Origin of the sequence: Alkalilacustris brevis, from assembly GCF_003350345.1 — a bacterium.
GTDB lineage: Bacteria > Pseudomonadota > Alphaproteobacteria > Rhodobacterales > Rhodobacteraceae > Alkalilacustris > Alkalilacustris brevis.
The window spans coordinates 1-17,684 of record NZ_QNVJ01000020.1 but is presented as its reverse complement, the minus strand read 5'-3'; the positions used below and the strand labels follow the sequence as shown (position 1 = coordinate 17,684).

The following is a 17,684-nucleotide window of genomic DNA, read 5'->3' as shown; positions in this document are numbered from 1 at the left end:
CTCCCGTTTCGAAACTCCCGGCGTTTGCTGCCCGTTTTGCTCCGACGCAGTGTCGGTGGGGCCTTGCGCGCGTTGCATCGGGATTCCCTTGCCCCTGGTGCAGCATGTTCCGGACCGGCGCGTAATCGCGCCGACACAAGATAAGACGAACGGGAGATGTATTTTATTCCTGAAGACCGGAATTTTTTCTCGCTGCGCCGCAGCAAATCAGGAGGCCGTTCCGCCTCCAGGCCCTTGATAGGAACGCCGAGCGTGGCCCGAAATCAGGCCAGGCAGCGCTGCCGGGCGCCAGCAAGAGCGGTAATCAGGTCGCCGTCATTGTCGGGGGTGGTTTCAAGAGCTTCGCGGATTGAACTGGCGATCGTGGTGAAGCGGACGCTGTCCATGTCGCGTGCCAGCATGATGTAGCGGGTTGCGCCGGAGGCCCATGTTGCCTGAAGAAGTCCCTCGTTTTGCGAAAAGGCGAGCATGGTGTCGGCGGCGGCTGCCTGCCGGATAGGGGCCGCGATCTCGAACAGGCTGAGCCGGCAGCCGTTGGAGCCGAGATAGCCGGAATGTCGTACGGTGGTGTTGCCGGGTAGCGCGAGCAACTCTTCGTGCACCAGTTGCAGGCCGGTCTCGGCCATCAGATTGGTGATTCTCGGTGCGACCGGGGCGCTAACATTGTGCATAGGCACCGGGTTGTCACGCCAGGTGTCGTGGCTTTCGATCAGATGCGCCAGATTTCGCTCGGGGTCGGAAGCGTTCGCCTGCGGTTGCGAGCCAACCAGCCATCCCGCGCCAATCAGCAGGGCAAAGAACACAGCAGCGGCAGCCAGTTGCGGCAGGCGGGGCATCTCGTGCTCAGTACGGCGGCCGATGCTGGGGCCGATCCTTCCGAGTTCCGGCACGACCACGTCCGGAGCTATGACGGCGATCTCGGCGCGCAGCGATTGCAGCATGGCCAGTTGGCGCGCGACCGCAGGGTCGCTTGCGGCACGCCGGGCGATCTGCGCGGCATCTTCCGGCGCCAGTTCGCCATCGACATAGGCGCTGAGCTTCTCATGGGGTATCTCGTCGCCGTTCATGCCCTGCGCGTCCTTTCGCGGGGAAACACCGCCACTTGCTCGTGCGCCAGCATTTGAGAAAGCGCGAGTCTCGCACGACTTGTCCGGCTCATGACGGTGCCCCGGGGAACTTCCAAGATTTCTGCCGCTTCCGCATAGCTGAAACCGCCGATATCCACCAGTGCAAGGACGTCGCGGTGTTCCTTGCTGAGTCTGACGAAGGCCTGCCGCACGGCAAGACGGTTGAGCACCACCTCTTCAGGGGCCGGCGCGAAGGTATCGTTCTGTGTGACCGAAAGCTCGGCATAAACCTCGTTGCGCCGGCGCTGGGCACGTAGCTTGTCGATCCAGAGGTTGCGCAACATGGTGAAGAGCCAGGCGCGCCCGGCGCGTTCATCGCCTGGCGCATTGCGGCTGGACATCGCGCGCAGCAGGCAATCCTGCAGCAAGTCGGCGGCCTGCTCGGCGTCGCCGGTCAGCGCGAAGGCGTAACCGAACAGTTTTCCACGAGAATTGTTCAGCAGATCGTGCCTTGCTTCGGCAGACACCGGGTCTTCCTCCCACTCGTCCGTGGGGAAGGCATAGCAAGAACCCAGGCGGGCGCAAAATGTTCCCTCAAACATATCGGTCTTGGCGGAGAACCGAAACCGGCGGGCGTCAACAGTGCAATAAGGTCTGTCGCGATATCGGGCAAACCGGGCAGGAGATCTGACAGCGCCCCAGGTGAAACGCGTTGCGGCTGCTTCCTTCCGGACCTGATCCGGTTGGCGAAGGTATCGGGGCGGGACTTGCGGGCAAGAACCTGCTAAACTTGCCCAATCCAGTTGAATCCGGCGCGTGGCGCGGAACACCTGTTGCTGGCTGGTCGCATGCCCGTAACCGGGCGCGAGCGAATCGCCCGGCGCGTATGGCGGTGCGGCCTTCGGCAAAAAGGTTCCCTTCGCTAAACAATCCGGTTCACCGGGATGGATTTGTTGTCCTGAATCATTAAAAAATGGCGATTTGGGGCGATTTGATTGGAAGCTGCCTGATTGCTGCCGTAAAATTTTCGCGCTGGAATTATAGGGCGAGAGCAACGGCCCGATTGTCGCCAAGTAATGGAGTGCCTTGATGTCCGAAGAGTATTTCTTCACCTCTGCCTGGGGTTTCTTTGCCGGGAAGTCCGGCGGGTTCCAGACCACGAACAACGACCTGGGAAGTTCCGGCCTTATCTTCAAGAAGAACGATGACGCCCCCGATGGCGGCGATCTTTCGCTCGAAGCCAATGGCGAAATCGACCCGAACACGCTGGTCAGCCTCGACGGCGGCGATGCCTGGGTGGAGTTCAAGACCATCGCCAGCGGCCCGGTGACCTTCACGCCTTCGATCTACAACGCGGCAGACACCCCCGAATTCGAGGAACCGGTGATCGCCACCGTGATCGAGGTGGATGGCGAGCAGTTCGTCTTCTTTCCCGAGTATCCCGATGCGACGGGCAAGCTGCCCGGCCTGATCAAGATCGACGATGACGGCAACATCATCTTCGTGTGCTTCGTCGCGGGCACCATGATCCTGACGCCCGAGGGCGAGGTGCCGGTGGAAAGCCTCAAGGCCGGCGACCTGGTGATGACCCGCGACCATGGCGCGCAGCCGATCCGCTGGGTCGGCAGTGCCACCGTGCCCGCCAGCGAGACGATGGCGCCCGTGCGCATCCGTGCCGGCGCGCTCGGCGAAGGGCTGCCCAGCCGCGATTTGCGCGTGTCGCCGCAACACCGGCTGCTGGTCAGCGGCCCGATGCTGGAACTGACCATGGGCCTGGACGAGGCACTGGTGCCCGCCAAGCACCTGATCAATGACAGCACGATCTCGCGCGATCGTTCCGAACGGCAAGTGACCTATTACCACCTGCTGTTCGACCAGCACGAGATCATCACTTCGGACGGCATGCCGACTGAAAGCTTCCACCCCGGCAAGTGGGGCGTGGGCGTGATGGAGGAATCGGCGCGCCAGGAACTGCTGAGGCTGTTCCCCGAGCTGGAGCATGGCGCCGACCGTTTCGGCCCTGCCGCGCGCACCAGCCTTAAAAAGGACGAGGCCGCGCTGCTGGCGATCAACTGACCGGCACGCGCCAGCCCGGGCGAATGCACCCCTGCGCACCGTCCGGCCGCAGGGCCGCGCCCCTGGCCGGCGGGGGCCTGCGGCGCGGATATTTTTTTTCACAGTGAAGGGATGGGGCGCGCCTTCAGAGCCACGTCATCTGTGCGGCGGGGGGCGGCGGACCCGGTCGCGCGCCATCTGTGCCTATGGTCGGGGGGGGGTAGGTGAGAGACTGGACAGCGACCCAGGTGAAACTCGTTGCGGCTGCTTCCTTCCGGACCTGACCGGGTTGGCGAGGAACCTGCCCGCGCCAGCCTCTCGCGTCGCGATATAGGCGCTGACCCGTACAAATGCAAGCCGCTGCAGCCATCTGCGCGAACGGTGACTTGCGGCGCGGGCGCGGCCGGCAAGGCCAGGCCCGTCAGGCCCCGGTGAGACCCGCAAGGCCCAGCAGGATCCCCGCCCCGGCGCATCCCCCGAGCACCGTGACAGGCCCGAGGCGGAAGCGGAACACCGCGACCAGCGCCGCCCCCACCAGGGCGGCGGCGGCCAGGTCGAGCGATGACCAGACCGGCAGGTCGAGATCGAGGCCGAAAGCCGTCACATTGCGCACCTGCCCGAAAACGACATGCAGGCCGAACCAGACTGCAAGATTCAGAATCACGCCGACCACCGCGCCGGTGATTGCGGTCAGCGCCGCGCTCAGCAACCTGTTGTCGCGCAGCCGTTCTATGAAGGGCGCGCCAAGGAATATCCACAGGAAGCATGGCGTGAAGGTCACCCATGTCGTCAGCAACCCGCCCAGGGTAGCCGCCATAAGTGGCGACAGCGCACCCGCATCGCGGAAGGCCCCCATGAAGCCCACGAATTGCGTGACCATGATCAGCGGCCCGGGTGTGGTTTCCGCCATGCCCAGCCCGTCGAGCATCTCGCCCGGGGCAAGCCAGCCGAAATTCTGCACTGCCTCCTGAGCGACATAGGCCAGCACCGCATAGGCGCCGCCGAAAGTCACCACGGCCATGATGCTGAAAAAGCCCGCGATCTGCGCGAAGACGTTCGCAGGGCCGAGCAACACGAACAGCGCCGCCACCGGCACCAGCCAGAGCGCCAGCAAAATGCCGGAAACGCGAAAGGCCCAGGCCCGGTTCACACGCGTATGCGCGGGGGTTTCTGCACCGAGGAGTGTCTCGGCATCATCGACCTGCACCCGGCCCACCTTCCCATGTCCATCGCCGCCGCGAAAGGCAGGAAGGTCCGCGCGTGCGCCCAGAAAACCGATCAGCCCTGCCGTGAAAATGATCAAGGGGAAGGGCACGCCGAAGCCGAAAATCGCCACGAAGGCGCCCGCGGCAATGGAGATCATCGCGCCGTTTCTCAGGGCGCGCGCGCCAATGCGGATCACCGCCTGCGCCACGATGGCCAGCACCGCGGCCTTGAGCCCGAAAAACAGCGCCTCGACCGCGCCGACATTGCCGTAAAGTGCGTAGACCCAGCTGAGCGCCATGATGGCAACGACACCAGGCGCCACGAACAGCACGCCCGCGATGATCCCGCCCAGGGTGCGGTGCATCAGCCAGCCGATATAGACGGCAAGTTGCATCGCCTCCGGCCCCGGCAGCAACATGCAGTAGTTGAGCGCGTGCAGAAACCGCCTTTCACCCAGCCACTTCTGTTCCTCGACGAGGATGCGATGCATCAGGGCGATCTGCCCGGCCGGGCCGCCGAAGCTGAGCAGGCCGATGCGCGCCCAGATGCGGGTGGCCTCGGCCAGGGTGGGGTAGGCTCGGTCGTGCGTCATCCTGCATGCGCCCAGGTTGCGGGCCGGCTGTGTGCCTGCGCTCGTTTCGCGTATGACAGGAGGCTTCGCGGAAGAATGCCCCCGCGTCAAGCTGCCGCGGCACTTGCGCTTGCACGCATGACCACTCTGCAGGCCCCATGCGACCTGGATTTCCGTGCCGTGGAACGGCGATATCAGCGCCCCGGCGCGGGGGCGCCGCATGTGCTCAGGTCGGTCGCCGCTCGGCCCAGCCGGCGAAGATCCGCTCCAGAATGACCACGATGTAGTAGAGGAATATCCCCAGCAGCGCGAGCGCGATCAGCACCGCGAACATCAGCGGATAGTTCGAGGCGATGCGCCCTGAATCGAACAGGCTGCCCAGGCCCCGGCCATGGGGCGCGACGATCTCGACCAGGTTGGTGCCGATGAAGGCCAGCGTCACCGCCACCTTCAGCGCGCCGAAGAACTCTGGCAGGGTCTTGGGCAGCGCGATCTTCCAGAAGATGGTGAAGCGCGAGGCCCCGAGGCTGCGCAGGATGTCGCGGTATTCGGGCTCGAGCGTGGAAAGCCCGATGGCTACCGAAACGGCGATCGGGAAGAACGAGATCATGAACGCCACCAGCACTGTGTTGAAATCGTGCTGGCCGATGAACAGCAGCGCCACGATCGGCACCACCGTGGCCTTGGGGATCGCGTTGAACCCCACCAGCAGCGGATACAGCGCGTCGTTCATCATCCGGCTGAGCCCCATGATCATGCCCAGAAGCGTGCCGACGATCACCGAAAGCCCCAGGCCGACCATCGTGCGCCAGAGCGTCTGCCAGCTGTTTTCCAGAAACAGCCAGCGAAAACGCCAGAAGGCCGGCCACAGATCGGATGGTGCGGCCATTACGTAGGTGGGCCAGCCCTTGTACCAGACCCAGGCCTCCCAGATGGCGAGGAAGATCACGATCGCCAATATGGGAGTGACGATCTTTTGCCAGTTGATGCCGGTCATGCCTGCGCCTCCTTTTCAGGGGTGCGGCCCTGCGCCACCTCGATCTGCTTGCGCAGTGTGGCCAGCCATTCCACCGATTGCGCGGAATAGAGCATGTCGATGGGGCGAGGACTGGGCAGGTCGATGTTCAGCACGTATTGCGTGGTTCCGGGGCGGCCCGACATGACCACCACCTGATCGGCCAGATAGACGCTTTCGCGCAGGTCGTGGGTGATCAAGAGCGCCGTGAAGGGTTCTTCGGCGCGCAGCTGGTGCATGAGCTGCCACAGGTCTTCGCGGGTGAAGGCATCGAGCGCGCCGAAGGGCTCATCGAGAATCAGCACATCGGGCTTGTGCACGATCGACCGGCACAGCGAAGCGCGCTGCCGCATCCCGCCCGACAGCTCGGAGGGGCGCTTGTCCTCGAAGCCTTCAAGCCCGACCAGCGAGAGTAGTTCGCGCGCGCGGGCCTCCTTCTTTGCCTTCGGCATGGAGGGGGCGACGATTTCGAGTGGCAGGATGACGTTTTGCAGGATGGTGCGCCATTCCAGCAGCACCGGGTTCTGAAACGCCATGCCCACGGTCTTGCGCGGGCTTTTCACCAGTTCGCCATGCAGCCAGACCTCGCCCTTGTCGGGAAACATCAGCCCGGCGATCAGGCGGGTCAGGGTCGACTTGCCGCAGCCCGATGGACCGACCACGGCGCAAAAGCGGCCCTCGGGCACCGAAAGGTTGAGATTGTCGAGCACGGGCAGCGGCCCCGCGTCTGTCTGATAGGCGTGGGTCACGCCTTTGATGGCAATAAGATCTGTCATGCGATTCCGTCGCGTTCCTGCTTTTTGTCCCTCGCGACCGGTCCCCGGCATGTGGCATCCGGTTTGCGGTCATGGAACTGCGCCGCACATGGCTAGAGCGGCGCAGTTCTCTTGTTGTCTGCGGCGGCGACGCGACGCTTATTCGATCATCCGGCTGCCATCGTCGGGCAGGAAGGAGTCGTCGAAGTAGAGGCTGATGTCGGGTTCGTTGACGAACTCGTAGGTTTCGGCGATCTGGTCGATCGAGCGGGCGAAGCGTGCCTCGTCGATCCCGCCTACACCGTTTTCCAGCACCCAGTCGGTGATGATGTTGTCGCGCAGCGCCAGCTCAAGCCGCCGCAGTTCCAGCCCCTCGTCAAGCGCGGGGTTGCGCAAGGCAATCGCCGCGACACCGGAGGCCGGATCATTGACGGTGTCTTGCAACCCGTGGGCGACAGCGCGCAGGAAGCCGGTGACATGATCGGCGTTCTCGGCGGCGAAATCCGTGTTGACGATGATCGCGTTGCCGTAAAGCTCAAGCCCCCAGTCGGCCATCAGGATGACCGAGATGTCATCCTCGTCCACGCCCAGCCGCGCGGTGTTGAGAAACGAGGTGAAGGAAAAGCCCGTCACGGCATCGACCTCGCCCTGGGCCAGCATCGGCTCGCGCGTGGGGAAGCCCACAGGCTCGATGGTGATCTGGCTCATGTCCAGGTCATTGGCCGAGGCGAAGGCGGGAAACTGTGCCCAAGCGCCATCAGGAGGCGGGGCGCCCAGAACCTTGCCGTGCAGGTCCGAAGGCACCTCGACACCCTGGCTTTTGCGGCCGACCACGGCGAAGGCGGGCTTGTCGTAAAGCATCATCACCGCGGTAACCGGCGCACCGGGGTTCTGATCGAGAAACTTGATCAGGCTGGCCATGTCGGCAAAACCAACCGGAAAGGCGCCGGTCGCGACCTTCGGGATCGCATCGAGCGAACCCTGGCCGGCCGTCACCTCGACGCTCAGGCCCTCGGCCTCGAAATGGCCGTTGTCGATGGCCAGGAAATAGGGGGCCGAGGGCCCTTCGAACTGCCAGTCGAGCGCGAAGGGCATCGCGGTCTGCCCCAGGGCGGGCGTGGCCAGCGCGATGCCGGCAGCCAGCGTTGCGATGGAACGGGTGAGCATTAAGTTACCTCCTGTCAAAATTGTGCCCCAGCCTAACGGCGCGGAACATGGCGCGGACAAACGCCATCGGCGCGTTCCGCGTGCCGGCTCGGAACATTGCCGGCATACTAGGCGATTCTTTTGATCATGCGATAAAAATAGGCGCCCTTGGCGTGCTGGAAGCTAAATTTTTCAACCGCGGAGGCGCAACCGCAGGAAGCCCGTCGCAGTGCGGCCGATCGGTTCGGGGTTCAGATGGGGGACCGACGCCAGATGATTCTGCGCACCGGGGCCGGTATCGAACAAGGCGCTGGCGCCTGCCGGAAGGCGCAGCCGCCAGCGTTGAAGCGTGTTGTCGGAAAGGCCGCTCTCGTGGCACTGCGCGGGGGTTGCCAGTGCTGGCACGGCAGAATCTAGGGCGGTGAGAAATTCGCCTAGAATCCGCCTTACCGGCGGGTTGTCCTCCAACACGAGGTTTTCGCGCCGGGCCGCGGGATAGTTCCCGCCGCCGCCCACCCGGAAATTGTTGGTGACAAGCAGAACCTCCTGACCGGGGTCGAGTGGCCGGCCCCGCAGCCGCACGCCCCGCACGCGGCCACGCGTGTCGGAAATGGCGGTGCCGTCGGGGGTAAAACGTGCCGGAAGGGTCAGGTCGATTTCATAGCTCAGCCCGTCGATATGATCGCACAGATAGCCGGGTGCGTTGGGGGCAAGCAGTGGGATGTCGCGCGCGCCGGGGGGCACCTGGGCGTAGCAACCCGCCGCGCGCTCCAGCCAGTCGCGCACCTGCCGGCCGGTCAGCTTGAGCACGGCAATCGTGTTCGGATAATAGTAAAGATCGTAAAGGTGCCGCTCCAGCAGCGGCCCGGCTGGCAGATCGGTGTAATTTTCCGGCCCGCCATGCCCGCCGCAGCGATAGGCCGGTGTTGCGGCCAGAACGGGGAGCTGCGCCAATGGGCTGCCGTGCAGTCGCCCGCGCAGCCAGTGACGCTTGGCTTCGGTGACGGCGCGCAGCGCGGGGCTGTCGGCGATTTGTGCGAAATAGCTGTGCATCGGGGTGGCTATCCGGCCGATCTGGCGGCCGAGATGCGCGCGTGTCGCCAGATGGGCGGCCGCGACCGCGACTTGCACCTTGCCTTGCCGCGATGGTGTGGCCGGCGGGGTGGAACCGGGCGGCCTTTGAACGGGAATTGCCCGCGCCGTGGCGCTGGCGATTTCCCAGCCCTGGCCGCTTTCCCCGGTTTTCAGGGCCAGGTCGATCACCCCGAGGTGCGAGGCTCGATGCCCCGGCGAAACCGCCGGGCACCCGTGCAGCGTGCCGGCCACGGCATCGACATCTGGCAACCCCTCGAATGCCGGGCCGGGAAAGACCATGTGGCTGTGTCCCAGCATCAGCAGGTCGGCGCCGCCCAGCCGGGCCAGCGGCAGTGCGGCATTCTCCATGCCGGGGCTGTGTTGTGCCGGGCCGATCCCGGTATGCGCCAGTGCGATGACCAGGTCGGTACCTGCCGCGCGCAGCTTCTCGGATGCCTCGCGGGCGGCCTCGACCATGTCGCGCGCCGCGACGCGCCCGCCAAGCTGCGGATGATCCCATTCGACGGTTTGCGGCGGGGCCAGCCCGATGACCCCGATACGCAGCGTGCCGCACTGATGGTCGGATATGTGCAACTCGCGTTCGATCAGCAGGGTCTCCCGGCCCAGCCGAGCGCTAGCACCTGTTGCTTGCTGCCGCGGCGGATGGACAAGCCCGAGGTTGCTGGCCACCACGGGAAACCGTGCCGCTTCCAGCGTATGCAGCAGGAAATCCAGCCCGAAGTTGAATTCGTGATTGCCGAGGGTCACGGCGTCATACCCCAGCCCGTTCATCGCTGCGATAATCGGGTGCGGGGTATCGCATGCGGGCCTGCTGCCGGCCAGGAAATCGGCCATCGGCGTGCCTTGCAGGAAGTCGCCCACATCGAAAAGAAGCGAGTTTTGTGCTTCCTTGCGCAATTGGCAAATCAGGTGCTGAACATGCGCCAGGGCGGGTTGATTGGCGGTGCTGTCCCGACAGTAATCGAATGGCAGCAGGTGCATGTGCAGATCGGCCGTAGCCATCAGGCGCAGATGCACCTGATTCGGCCGGCCTTCGGAAGCTTGCGCTGTCGCGTCTTCCAAGATCACTTCCCGGTTCTCGCCTGTCTGGCGGGGCAAATCCCGGCCGGCGACTGTTTTATCGAGTTTTGGGTAATGTCACGACGGGGCGGCGCTTGCGCCACCATGGGTTGTGAAATTTAAAAATAAATTCGTGTGAAGGTTGCATGATGACAACAGCGCGTTGCGTGGTGACAACAGCGCGGCGGCCGCGGGCGCACCCCGCCGATTGCCAGGCGGCACGGAGCGTGGCAAAGCGGCACTTACGCAGGCAGGCATGGCAGGGCAGGGGCAGCAAGATGCGCGAGGCCGGGAAAGTAACCTTCGCAGGGGCAGGGCGCGACCGCGCGGGCCATCTGCGCAGCGATCCATCGGCGATGGCCCGGCTGCAGGCTGCGGCCGGGGCGCGGCTGCTGGTGTTGTGGCGCGGCAAGCCGCTGATCGCGGGCGCGGGGCGTGACAGGATCGGCTGGCTGGCGCCGGGCCATGCGCTGGCGGGGCTGGCCGGGGCGCCGCAGGTGTTTCTGGGGTTTTGCACGGATGGTGCGCCTTGCTTCGCAATCGACATATCCTCCTGGCAGCCGCCCGATCTGGACGCCGCGGCGCTGGCGGCTTTTTCCGACCCGACCGAACAGCACCACCCCGGTCTGCCGTCCGATCACCGTTTTACAGAGTTGCGGCAGGTCATGACGCGGCTGCCGCCCGAAGAGGCCGAGCTTGCCGCCACCGCCCGCGCGCTGTTCGGCTGGCATCTGAGCCACCGCTTCTGTTCGGCCTGCGGGGCCGCCAGCGAGATGGTCGAGGCGGGCTGGCGCCGCACCTGCCCCGCCTGCGGCACCCATCACTTTCCGCGCAGTGACCCGGTGGTGATCATGCTGGTGGTGCGCGGCAACCGGTTGCTGCTGGGCCGCGCGCCGGGCTGGCCCGAGGGGATGTATTCGCTGCTGGCCGGGTTCGTGGAACCGGGCGAGACTATCGAGGCCGCCGTGCGCCGCGAAGTGGCCGAGGAAACCGGCGTGCGAGTCGGGCGGGTGGATTACCTGGCCTCGCAGCCCTGGCCGTTTCCGGCCTCGCTCATGCTGGGGTGTGTGGCACAAGCCGAAACCGGCACCATCACCCGCGACGAGACCGAGCTGGATGACGCGCTCTGGCTCACGCGCGAGGAACTGGTCGAGGTGATCGCGGGCGCCCACCCGCGGATCAAGGGCGCGCGTCGCGGTGCGATTGCGCATTTCCTGATCCGACACTGGCTGGCCGACCGGCTGGCCTGACCCGCCTGACGCAAGGAGAGCCTGCCTTGATCGAACTTACCGCAAGCCAGGAAGCTGCCGCGCCGACCGAGTTCATTTTCGATCAGGCGCGTCGTTTCCGCAATTTCGCGAATCAGGCCCGACAGAATGGGGCGCGGGTGCGCCGGCGCGAACCCGATCCGGAATCAGGACGCGGGTTGCGCTGGGAGGTGGCCATCAGTTTCCAGGGCTTGCAGCGCGAATTCACGCTTGAACTGCTGGAACGCCGCCCGCCCGATCTGCTGCGCTTTGGCATAGAGTCGCCCTCGGTCGAGGGCGAGTTTCGCGTGGACTTCACGGCGCTTGGCCCCGGGCGGTGCCGCGTCGATGTGGCCTTGGCGCTGCGGCCCCGCACCTTGCGCGCGCGGCTGGTGATGCAGGGGCTGCGCCTTTCGCAAGGGCGAATGTTGCGCGGGCTGCAGCGCCGGCTGGCTGCAGCCGTTGAACGGGCCGAGACGGCCTATGCCGAGGGGCAGCGCCAGGACTGATCGCCCCCCGAACTCAGGCTGTCAGCGGCGCTTGGGGTCGGCGGGGTAGGTGCCGAGGATGTGCAGATACGAGGTGAAATACCGCAACTCGTCGAGCGCGAGCGCGACATTGGGATCATCCGGGTGCCCCTCGATATCGGCGAAGAACTGGGTGGCCGTGAACGATCCGTCCACCATGTAGCTTTCCAGCTTGGTCATGTTCACACCGTTGGTGGCGAACCCCCCCATCGCCTTGTAAAGCGCGGCGGGGATGTTGCGCACGCGGAATACGAACGATGTCATCATCGCTTCGCCGTTGCGTTCCAGCTGCGGCTCGCGCGACATCAGCAGAAAGCGGGTGGTGTTGTTCGAGTGATCCTCGATATGCCGCGCCAAAACGTCCAGGCCGTAGATCTCGGCGGCCAGTTCCGATGCCAGCGCCGCCGCCGAAGGATCCTTCTGTGCGGCGATCTGTTGGGCTGACCCGGCGGTGTCGGCGCCTGTGACCGGGCTGATTCCGTGGCTGCGCAGAAAGCCGCGGCACTGGCCGAGCAGCACGGTGTGGCTTTTTGCGGTTCTCACCTGTTCAAGCCGCGTGCCGGGCAGGGCGAGCAGGTTGATGTGCACCCGGACGAAAGCCTCGCCTACGATATGCAACCCGGATTCCGGCAGCAGGTGGTGGATGTCGGCCACCCGGCCATAGGTCGAGTTTTCGACCGGAAGCATGGCCAGTTCGACATCGCCGCGGATCGTGGCGTCGATGGCATCTTCGAAGGTGCCACAGGGCACGGCCTCCATGTCTGGCCGTGCCTCGCGGCAGGCCTGGTGCGAGTAGGCTCCCGGCTCTCCCTGGAATGCGATTTTTCCGTTCATGCGGCTTTCCTTCCCTCGGCATGGCCCGCCTGGGGCGTCTGGTCGCGGTAACTATCGCTTGAAATCGCCGAGGGGAAGCGGGTAGATACGCGCGGAACGCGGCTGGCAGCATGGGACGGAACATGTTCGACACAATGGTTTTCACCAAGATCATCGGCGCATTCTGCGGGGCGTTGCTGATCTTTCTTGTGGGTAAATGGATCGCCGACGAGCTATACGTTGCCGGCAGCCAGGATCTGGAACCTGCCTTTTCCATCGCCCTGGCCGATGATGACGGCGATGTCGAGGAAGTTGCAGAACTGACCTTCGAGCAGGCGCTTGTCTCGGCCGAGGCCAGTGCGGGGCAGGGCCTTTATGCGCAATGCCGCGCCTGCCATTCGCTGGATGAGGGGCGTAACGGGGTTGGGCCCTATCTTTACAATGTCGTGGGTCGCGAGATCGGCACGGCCCAGGGCTTCAACTATTCCGGTGCCCTGCCGGCTGGCGAAACCTGGGAGCCGGAGAACCTGAACGCGTTTCTGGAAAACCCGCGCGAGTATGCGCCCGGCACCTCGATGGCCTATGCCGGGATGCGCGCTGTTCAGGACCGCGCCAACCTGATCGCCTATCTGATCGACCAGTCGCCCGATTACGAGTTCATCCCACCCGTTATCGAGGAAGCCGCCGCCGAGGAAGAGGCCCCGGTGGAAGAGGCCCCGGTTGACGAAGCCGCGGTCGAGGAAGAAGCGCCCGCAGTCGCCGCCGATGAATCGCCGATCCGGCAGGCCTTTGCGCAGGCCGATCCGGATTCAGGCCGCGCGCTGTGGCGCAATTGCCAAGCCTGCCACGTGGCGGATTCAGAAAGCAACCGCGTTGGCCCGCATCTCTATGGTGTCTATCAGCGCGAGATCGGCGCTGTCGAAGGCTTCCGCTATTCGGGCAACCTGCCCGAGGGCACCTGGACGCTTGAGAATATCAGCGCCCTGATCGAGAATCCGCGTGAGTTCGCGCCGGGCACGTCCATGGTCTACCCGGGGATGCGCGACCTGCAAGACCGCGCTGATCTGATCGCCTACCTGATCTCGGTCGGACCCGAGGATGTGGCCGAAGCCGTGCTCTCGGGCGAGGCGCCGGCAGAAGAAACGCCTGCTGAAGAAGCGCCTGCCGAGGAAGCCCCTGCTGAAGAAGCCCCCGTCGAGGAGGAAGAAGCGGCGGTCGAGCCGGAGGAGGTCAACGCCTCGCCGATCGCACAGGCCTATGCCGACGCCGACCCAGAAGCCGGCCGCGCGCTGTGGCGTAACTGTCAGGCCTGCCACGTGGCGGATTCCGAAAGCAACCGTGTCGGCCCGCATCTGGTGGGCGTTCTGGGGCGCGAAATCGGCGCTGTCGAAGGGTTCCGCTATTCGGGCAACCTGCCCGAGGGCACCTGGACGCTTGAGAACCTCAGCGCCATGATCGAAAACCCGCGCGAGTTCGCGCCGGGCACCACCATGGTCTATCCCGGTATGCGCGACCTTCAGGACCGCGCCAACCTGATCGCCTATATCGATTCTGTCGGCAACTGAATCAGGGCCGTACTTGATGGGCAAGGACCGCTCCAGCCGGGGCGGTCCTTTTTCGTTTTGCTTTGCATGTCGGGGGCTGCGTGGACAAATTCACGCAATCGCAACTTGCGCGCGTGCCGTCCGGCGCATTAGCCTGCCCTTTCAAGGAAAACAGGCGGCCCAGCAGGGCGGCGACATAACCCGGAGGATACCGCGATGCAGAGCCACCCAAGGGATCGTCATGTTCGCAGCGGGGCTGTCGCGCGTGACTCCGAAGGGGCTTTGCAAGCCAGACGGCTTATGACGGGGGCGGCGGCAGGGATTGCGCTGCTTCTGGGGGCAGCGCAGGCGGTGCAGGCGCAGGACGAGACCGTGATCGTCGCGCACGGGTTCTCGATCCTGGGCGATCTGAAATACCCGGCCGATTTTTCGCATCTGGACTATGTGAACCCGGACGCGCCCAAGGGGGGCGAGATTTCGATCTGGGGCTTTGGTGGGTTCGATTCCATGCACCCCTACACCACGCGGGGGCGCGCGGGGGGGCTTTCCACGATCTTCTTCGAATCGCTGCTGGAGGGCACCGCCGATGAGGTGGGCACCGGCTATTGCCTGATCTGCGAGACGATTGAATATCCGGAGGATCGCGCTTGGGTGATCTTCAACATGCGCGACGATGTGACATTCTCGGATGGCACGCCGCTGACCGCCGATGATGTACTGTTCTCGTTTGAAATCCTGCGTGACAAGGGGTTGCCGGATTTCCGCGCCAACCTGGCCCGCCAGGTCGACAGCGCCGAGGTGATCGACCCCCACACTATCCGTTTCGATTTTGCCGAGGACTGGCCCAAGCGCGACCTGCCTGCGCTGGTCGGGGGGCTGCCGATCTTTTCGCGCGCCTTTTACGAGGCGAATGATCGCGATTTCGAACAAAGCTCGATGCAGCCGCTCATGGGGTCGGGGCCTTATGTGCTGGGCCGGCTCGACCCCGGGCAGACCCTCGTCTACGAGCGTAACCCGGATTACTGGGGCTGGGATCATCCGCTGATGGCGGGGCGCTCCAACTTCGATCGCATCCGTATCGAGTATTACGCCGATTACAACGCGGCCTTCGAGGGGTTCAAGGGCGGCAGCTATACCTTCCGCAACGAGGCGTCATCGCTGATCTGGGCCACGAGTTATGACTTTCCGGCGGTCGAGCGCGGCCATGTCGTGCAAGCAACGCTGCCCGACGGCAACATGGCCACCGGCCAGAGCTTTATCTTCAACCTTCGGCGCGACAAGTTCTCTGACCCTCGCGTGCGCGAGGCCATCGGGCTGATGTTCAACTTCGAATGGTCGAACGAGACTCTGTTCTACGGATTGTATGAGCGCATCCATTCCTTCTGGGAAAACAGCGACATGGCCGCCGAAGGCCTGCCCACCCCCGAGGAACTGGCAATCCTTGAGCCGCTTGCCGACATTCTGCCACCGGGGGTTCTGGACGAAGCCGCCGTGATGGGGCAGCCATCGGGCGGGCGGCAGCTTGACCGCGGCAACCTGCGCCAGGCCTCGGCCCTGCTGGACGACGCTGGCTGGGAAGTGGGCAGCGACGGGCTGCGCCGCAATGCGGCCGGCGAGGCGCTGCGCATCGAGTTCCTCAACGACAGCCAGACCTTCGACCGGGTGATCAACCCCTATGTCGAAAACCTGCGCGCGCTGGGCGTGGATGCGCGGCTGACCCGGGTGGACAGCTCACAAATGACCAACCGCGAGCGCAGCTATGATTTCGACATCATCACCGCGCAGTTTCCAATGTCGCAGATCCCCGGATCGGGGCTGCGGCAGTATTTCGGCTCGGAAACCTCCGATATATCGGTTTTCAACAAGATGGGCCTGCAAAGCGAGGCGGTGGATCGCGTGATCGAGGTGGTGCTGGCGGCCGAAACCCGCGAAGAAGTGACGCACGCGGTGCGCGCGCTCGATCGTTTGCTGCGGGCCGAGCGCTTCTGGGTGCCGCAATGGTTCAAGGATACCCATACCGTTGCCTATTTCGACATGTTCGAACACCCCGAGGAATTGCCCCCCTACGCGCTGGGGCATCTGGATTTCTGGTGGTACAATGCCGCAAAGGCCGAGGCCCTGCGGGCCGCCGGTGCGATCCGCTGAAGCGGAGACAAGCGCATGACAGCCTATATTCTGCGTCGCCTGCTGCTGATCATCCCGACACTGATCGGGATCATGGTGATCAATTTCACGCTGGTTCAGTTTGTTCCTGGCGGCCCGATCGAACAGATCATCGCCCGCATGGAAGGCGGCGGCGACGTGTTCGAGGGCTTTGCCGGTGGCGCCGACGCGGGAATGCGCGCCACTGATGAAAGCGGCTATACGGGCGGGCGGGGCCTGCCGCCCGAGTTCATCGAAGAGCTTGAGCGCCAGTTCGGCTTCGACAAGCCGCCGCTTGAGCGTTTCTTTGAAATGATGTGGAATTACATGCGCTTCGATTTTGGCGAAAGCTATTTCCGCTCGATTTCGGTGTTGGACCTGGTGCTTGAGAAGATGCCGGTCTCGATCAGCCTGGGGCTCTGGTCGACGCTGATTGCCTATCTGGTGTCGATCCCGCTGGGGATACGAAAGGCGGTGAATGATGGCACGCGGTTCGACACCTGGACAAGCGGGCTGATCATCGTGGGCTATGCCATCCCCGGGTTTCTGTTCGCGATCTTGCTGTTGGTGCTCTTTGCCGGGGGGTCATACTGGCAGATATTCCCGCTCAGGGGGCTGACATCGGACAACTGGCACGAACTGTCTCTGATCGGCAAGGTGCTGGACTATTTCTGGCACATCACGCTGCCGGTGCTGGCCTCGACGATATCGGCCTTCGCCACGCTGACGCTGCTGACCAAGAACAGTTTTCTCGAAGAGATCAAGAAGCAGTATGTCATCACCGCCCGCGCCAAGGGCCAGTCCGAACGCCGCGTGCTCTATGGCCATGTGTTCCGCAATGCCATGCTGATCATCATCGCCGGGTTCCCGGCGGTGTTCGTGAGCGTCTTTTTCGGCGGTAGCCTGATCATCGAGACGATCTTCTCGCTCGATGGTCTTGGGCGGCTTGGGTTCGAGGCGGCGGTGGCGCGCGATTATCCGGTGATCTTCGGCACGCTTTTCGCTTTCGGTCTGCTGGGGCTGATCGTGGGGCTGCTGTCGGACCTGATGTATGTCTGGATCGATCCGCGCATCGATTTCGAGACGCGGGAGACCTGAGCGATGGACGACCGCCGCCCAGCCGAGATCGAGGAAGGCCAGCCCCCCGCCGCGCGCCCGCTTGCCCCGCCGCCGCCCCCGCCGGGGCGTTTCGGCATCCGGCTTTCACCGCTCAACCAGCGGCGCTGGAGAAACTTCAAGGCCAATCGCCGGGCCTTGTGGTCGCTGGTCATCTTTTCAATCCTGTTCGGCCTGTCGCTTTTTGCCGAACTGATCGCCAACGACCGCCCGCTTCTGGTGCAGTATCGCGGTGATTATTACACCCCGATCTTCACCTTCTACCCGGAGACGGCCTTCGGCGGTGATTTCCGCACCGAGGCTGTCTATCGCGACCCCGAGGTGAA

Annotated in this window: 14 protein-coding genes, 1 other RNA gene and 1 pseudogene; 7 read left to right on the top strand and 9 right to left on the bottom strand. The window is 64.3% G+C overall.

The features are described from left to right. Positions 1-263: 263 nt before the first annotated feature. Complete coding sequence (locus tag DQ229_RS02660) at positions 264-1,067, bottom strand: anti-sigma factor family protein (RefSeq protein WP_114964731.1); 804 nt, start codon at positions 1,065-1,067, stop codon at positions 264-266. Beyond that, entirely contained in the window at positions 1,064-2,179 is a 1,116-nt protein-coding gene (locus DQ229_RS16580; protein WP_202909496.1) for an RNA polymerase sigma factor, read from the bottom strand. Before DQ229_RS16580 ends, DQ229_RS02660 begins: the two co-directional genes overlap by 4 nt. Between DQ229_RS16580 and DQ229_RS02650 the strand changes: the two genes are divergently transcribed. After that, entirely contained in the window at positions 2,157-3,143 is a 987-nt protein-coding gene (locus DQ229_RS02650; protein ID WP_114964729.1) for a Hint domain-containing protein, read from the top strand. The genes DQ229_RS16580 and DQ229_RS02650 overlap by 23 nt on opposite strands. A gap of 201 nt (positions 3,144-3,344) precedes the next feature. Here DQ229_RS02650 and ffs read toward each other — a convergent pair. The 6 genes from ffs to DQ229_RS02620 all read right to left on the bottom strand — a co-directional run bounded on the left by ffs (position 3,345) and on the right by DQ229_RS02620 (position 9,972). Next, positions 3,345-3,443: signal recognition particle sRNA small type (gene ffs, locus DQ229_RS02645), an RNA gene on the bottom strand. Between the two features lie 100 nt (positions 3,444-3,543). Continuing rightward, the gene (gene chrA / locus DQ229_RS02640) at positions 3,544-4,920 is read right to left on the bottom strand and encodes a chromate efflux transporter (RefSeq protein ID WP_114964728.1); all 1,377 of its coding nucleotides are present in this window, start codon (positions 4,918-4,920) and stop codon (positions 3,544-3,546) included. 205 nt (positions 4,921-5,125) lie between these two features. After that, positions 5,126-5,896: an ABC transporter permease gene (locus DQ229_RS02635; RefSeq protein WP_114964727.1), complete on the bottom strand. Its 771-nt coding sequence runs from the start codon at positions 5,894-5,896 to the stop codon at positions 5,126-5,128. Beyond that, positions 5,893-6,690 carry an ABC transporter ATP-binding protein gene (locus DQ229_RS02630; RefSeq protein WP_114964726.1) on the bottom strand — a complete coding sequence of 266 codons (798 nt, stop codon included), beginning with the start codon at positions 6,688-6,690 and terminating at the stop codon, positions 5,893-5,895. Before DQ229_RS02630 ends, DQ229_RS02635 begins: the two co-directional genes overlap by 4 nt. A 138-nt stretch (positions 6,691-6,828) precedes the next feature. Further along, a complete protein-coding gene (locus DQ229_RS02625) occupies positions 6,829-7,836 on the bottom strand; it encodes an ABC transporter substrate-binding protein (RefSeq protein ID WP_114964725.1) in 1,008 nt (335 codons plus the stop codon). Between the two features lie 171 nt (positions 7,837-8,007). Beyond that, on the bottom strand, positions 8,008-9,972 hold the full coding sequence (locus tag DQ229_RS02620) for a bifunctional 2',3'-cyclic-nucleotide 2'-phosphodiesterase/3'-nucleotidase (RefSeq protein WP_155326425.1): 1,965 nt from the start codon (positions 9,970-9,972) through the stop codon (positions 8,008-8,010). Positions 9,973-10,247: 275 nt separating this feature from the next. On the opposite strand from DQ229_RS02620, the gene nudC reads away from it, so the two are divergent. Both nudC and DQ229_RS02610 read left to right on the top strand, forming a co-directional pair. After that, complete coding sequence (gene nudC, locus DQ229_RS02615; protein ID WP_114964723.1) at positions 10,248-11,219, top strand: NAD(+) diphosphatase; 972 nt, start codon at positions 10,248-10,250, stop codon at positions 11,217-11,219. A gap of 26 nt (positions 11,220-11,245) precedes the next feature. Next, positions 11,246-11,725 (top strand): SRPBCC family protein, encoded by a 480-nt coding sequence (locus DQ229_RS02610; protein WP_162300729.1) that lies wholly within the window; start codon positions 11,246-11,248, stop codon positions 11,723-11,725. 21 nt (positions 11,726-11,746) lie between these two features. Here the strand turns inward: DQ229_RS02610 and DQ229_RS02605 are convergent, their stop codons facing one another. Further along, positions 11,747-12,577 carry a prephenate dehydratase gene (locus DQ229_RS02605; protein WP_114964721.1) on the bottom strand — a complete coding sequence of 277 codons (831 nt, stop codon included), beginning with the start codon at positions 12,575-12,577 and terminating at the stop codon, positions 11,747-11,749. 122 nt (positions 12,578-12,699) lie between these two features. Between DQ229_RS02605 and DQ229_RS16950 the strand changes: the two genes are divergently transcribed. The 4 genes and pseudogenes from DQ229_RS16950 to DQ229_RS02585 all read left to right on the top strand — a co-directional run. Next, positions 12,700-14,121 carry a c-type cytochrome gene (locus DQ229_RS16950; protein WP_114964720.1) on the top strand — a complete coding sequence of 474 codons (1,422 nt, stop codon included), beginning with the start codon at positions 12,700-12,702 and terminating at the stop codon, positions 14,119-14,121. A gap of 279 nt (positions 14,122-14,400) precedes the next feature. Continuing rightward, positions 14,401-16,245 carry an extracellular solute-binding protein gene (locus DQ229_RS02595; protein ID WP_114964719.1) on the top strand — a complete coding sequence of 615 codons (1,845 nt, stop codon included), beginning with the start codon at positions 14,401-14,403 and terminating at the stop codon, positions 16,243-16,245. Positions 16,246-16,260: 15 nt separating this feature from the next. After that, positions 16,261-17,340 (top strand): microcin C ABC transporter permease YejB, encoded by a 1,080-nt coding sequence (locus DQ229_RS02590; RefSeq protein ID WP_114964718.1) that lies wholly within the window; start codon positions 16,261-16,263, stop codon positions 17,338-17,340. A 96-nt stretch (positions 17,341-17,436) separates the two neighbouring features. Beyond that, a pseudogene (locus DQ229_RS02585) lies at positions 17,437-17,684 on the top strand (ABC transporter permease); the annotation flags it as partial.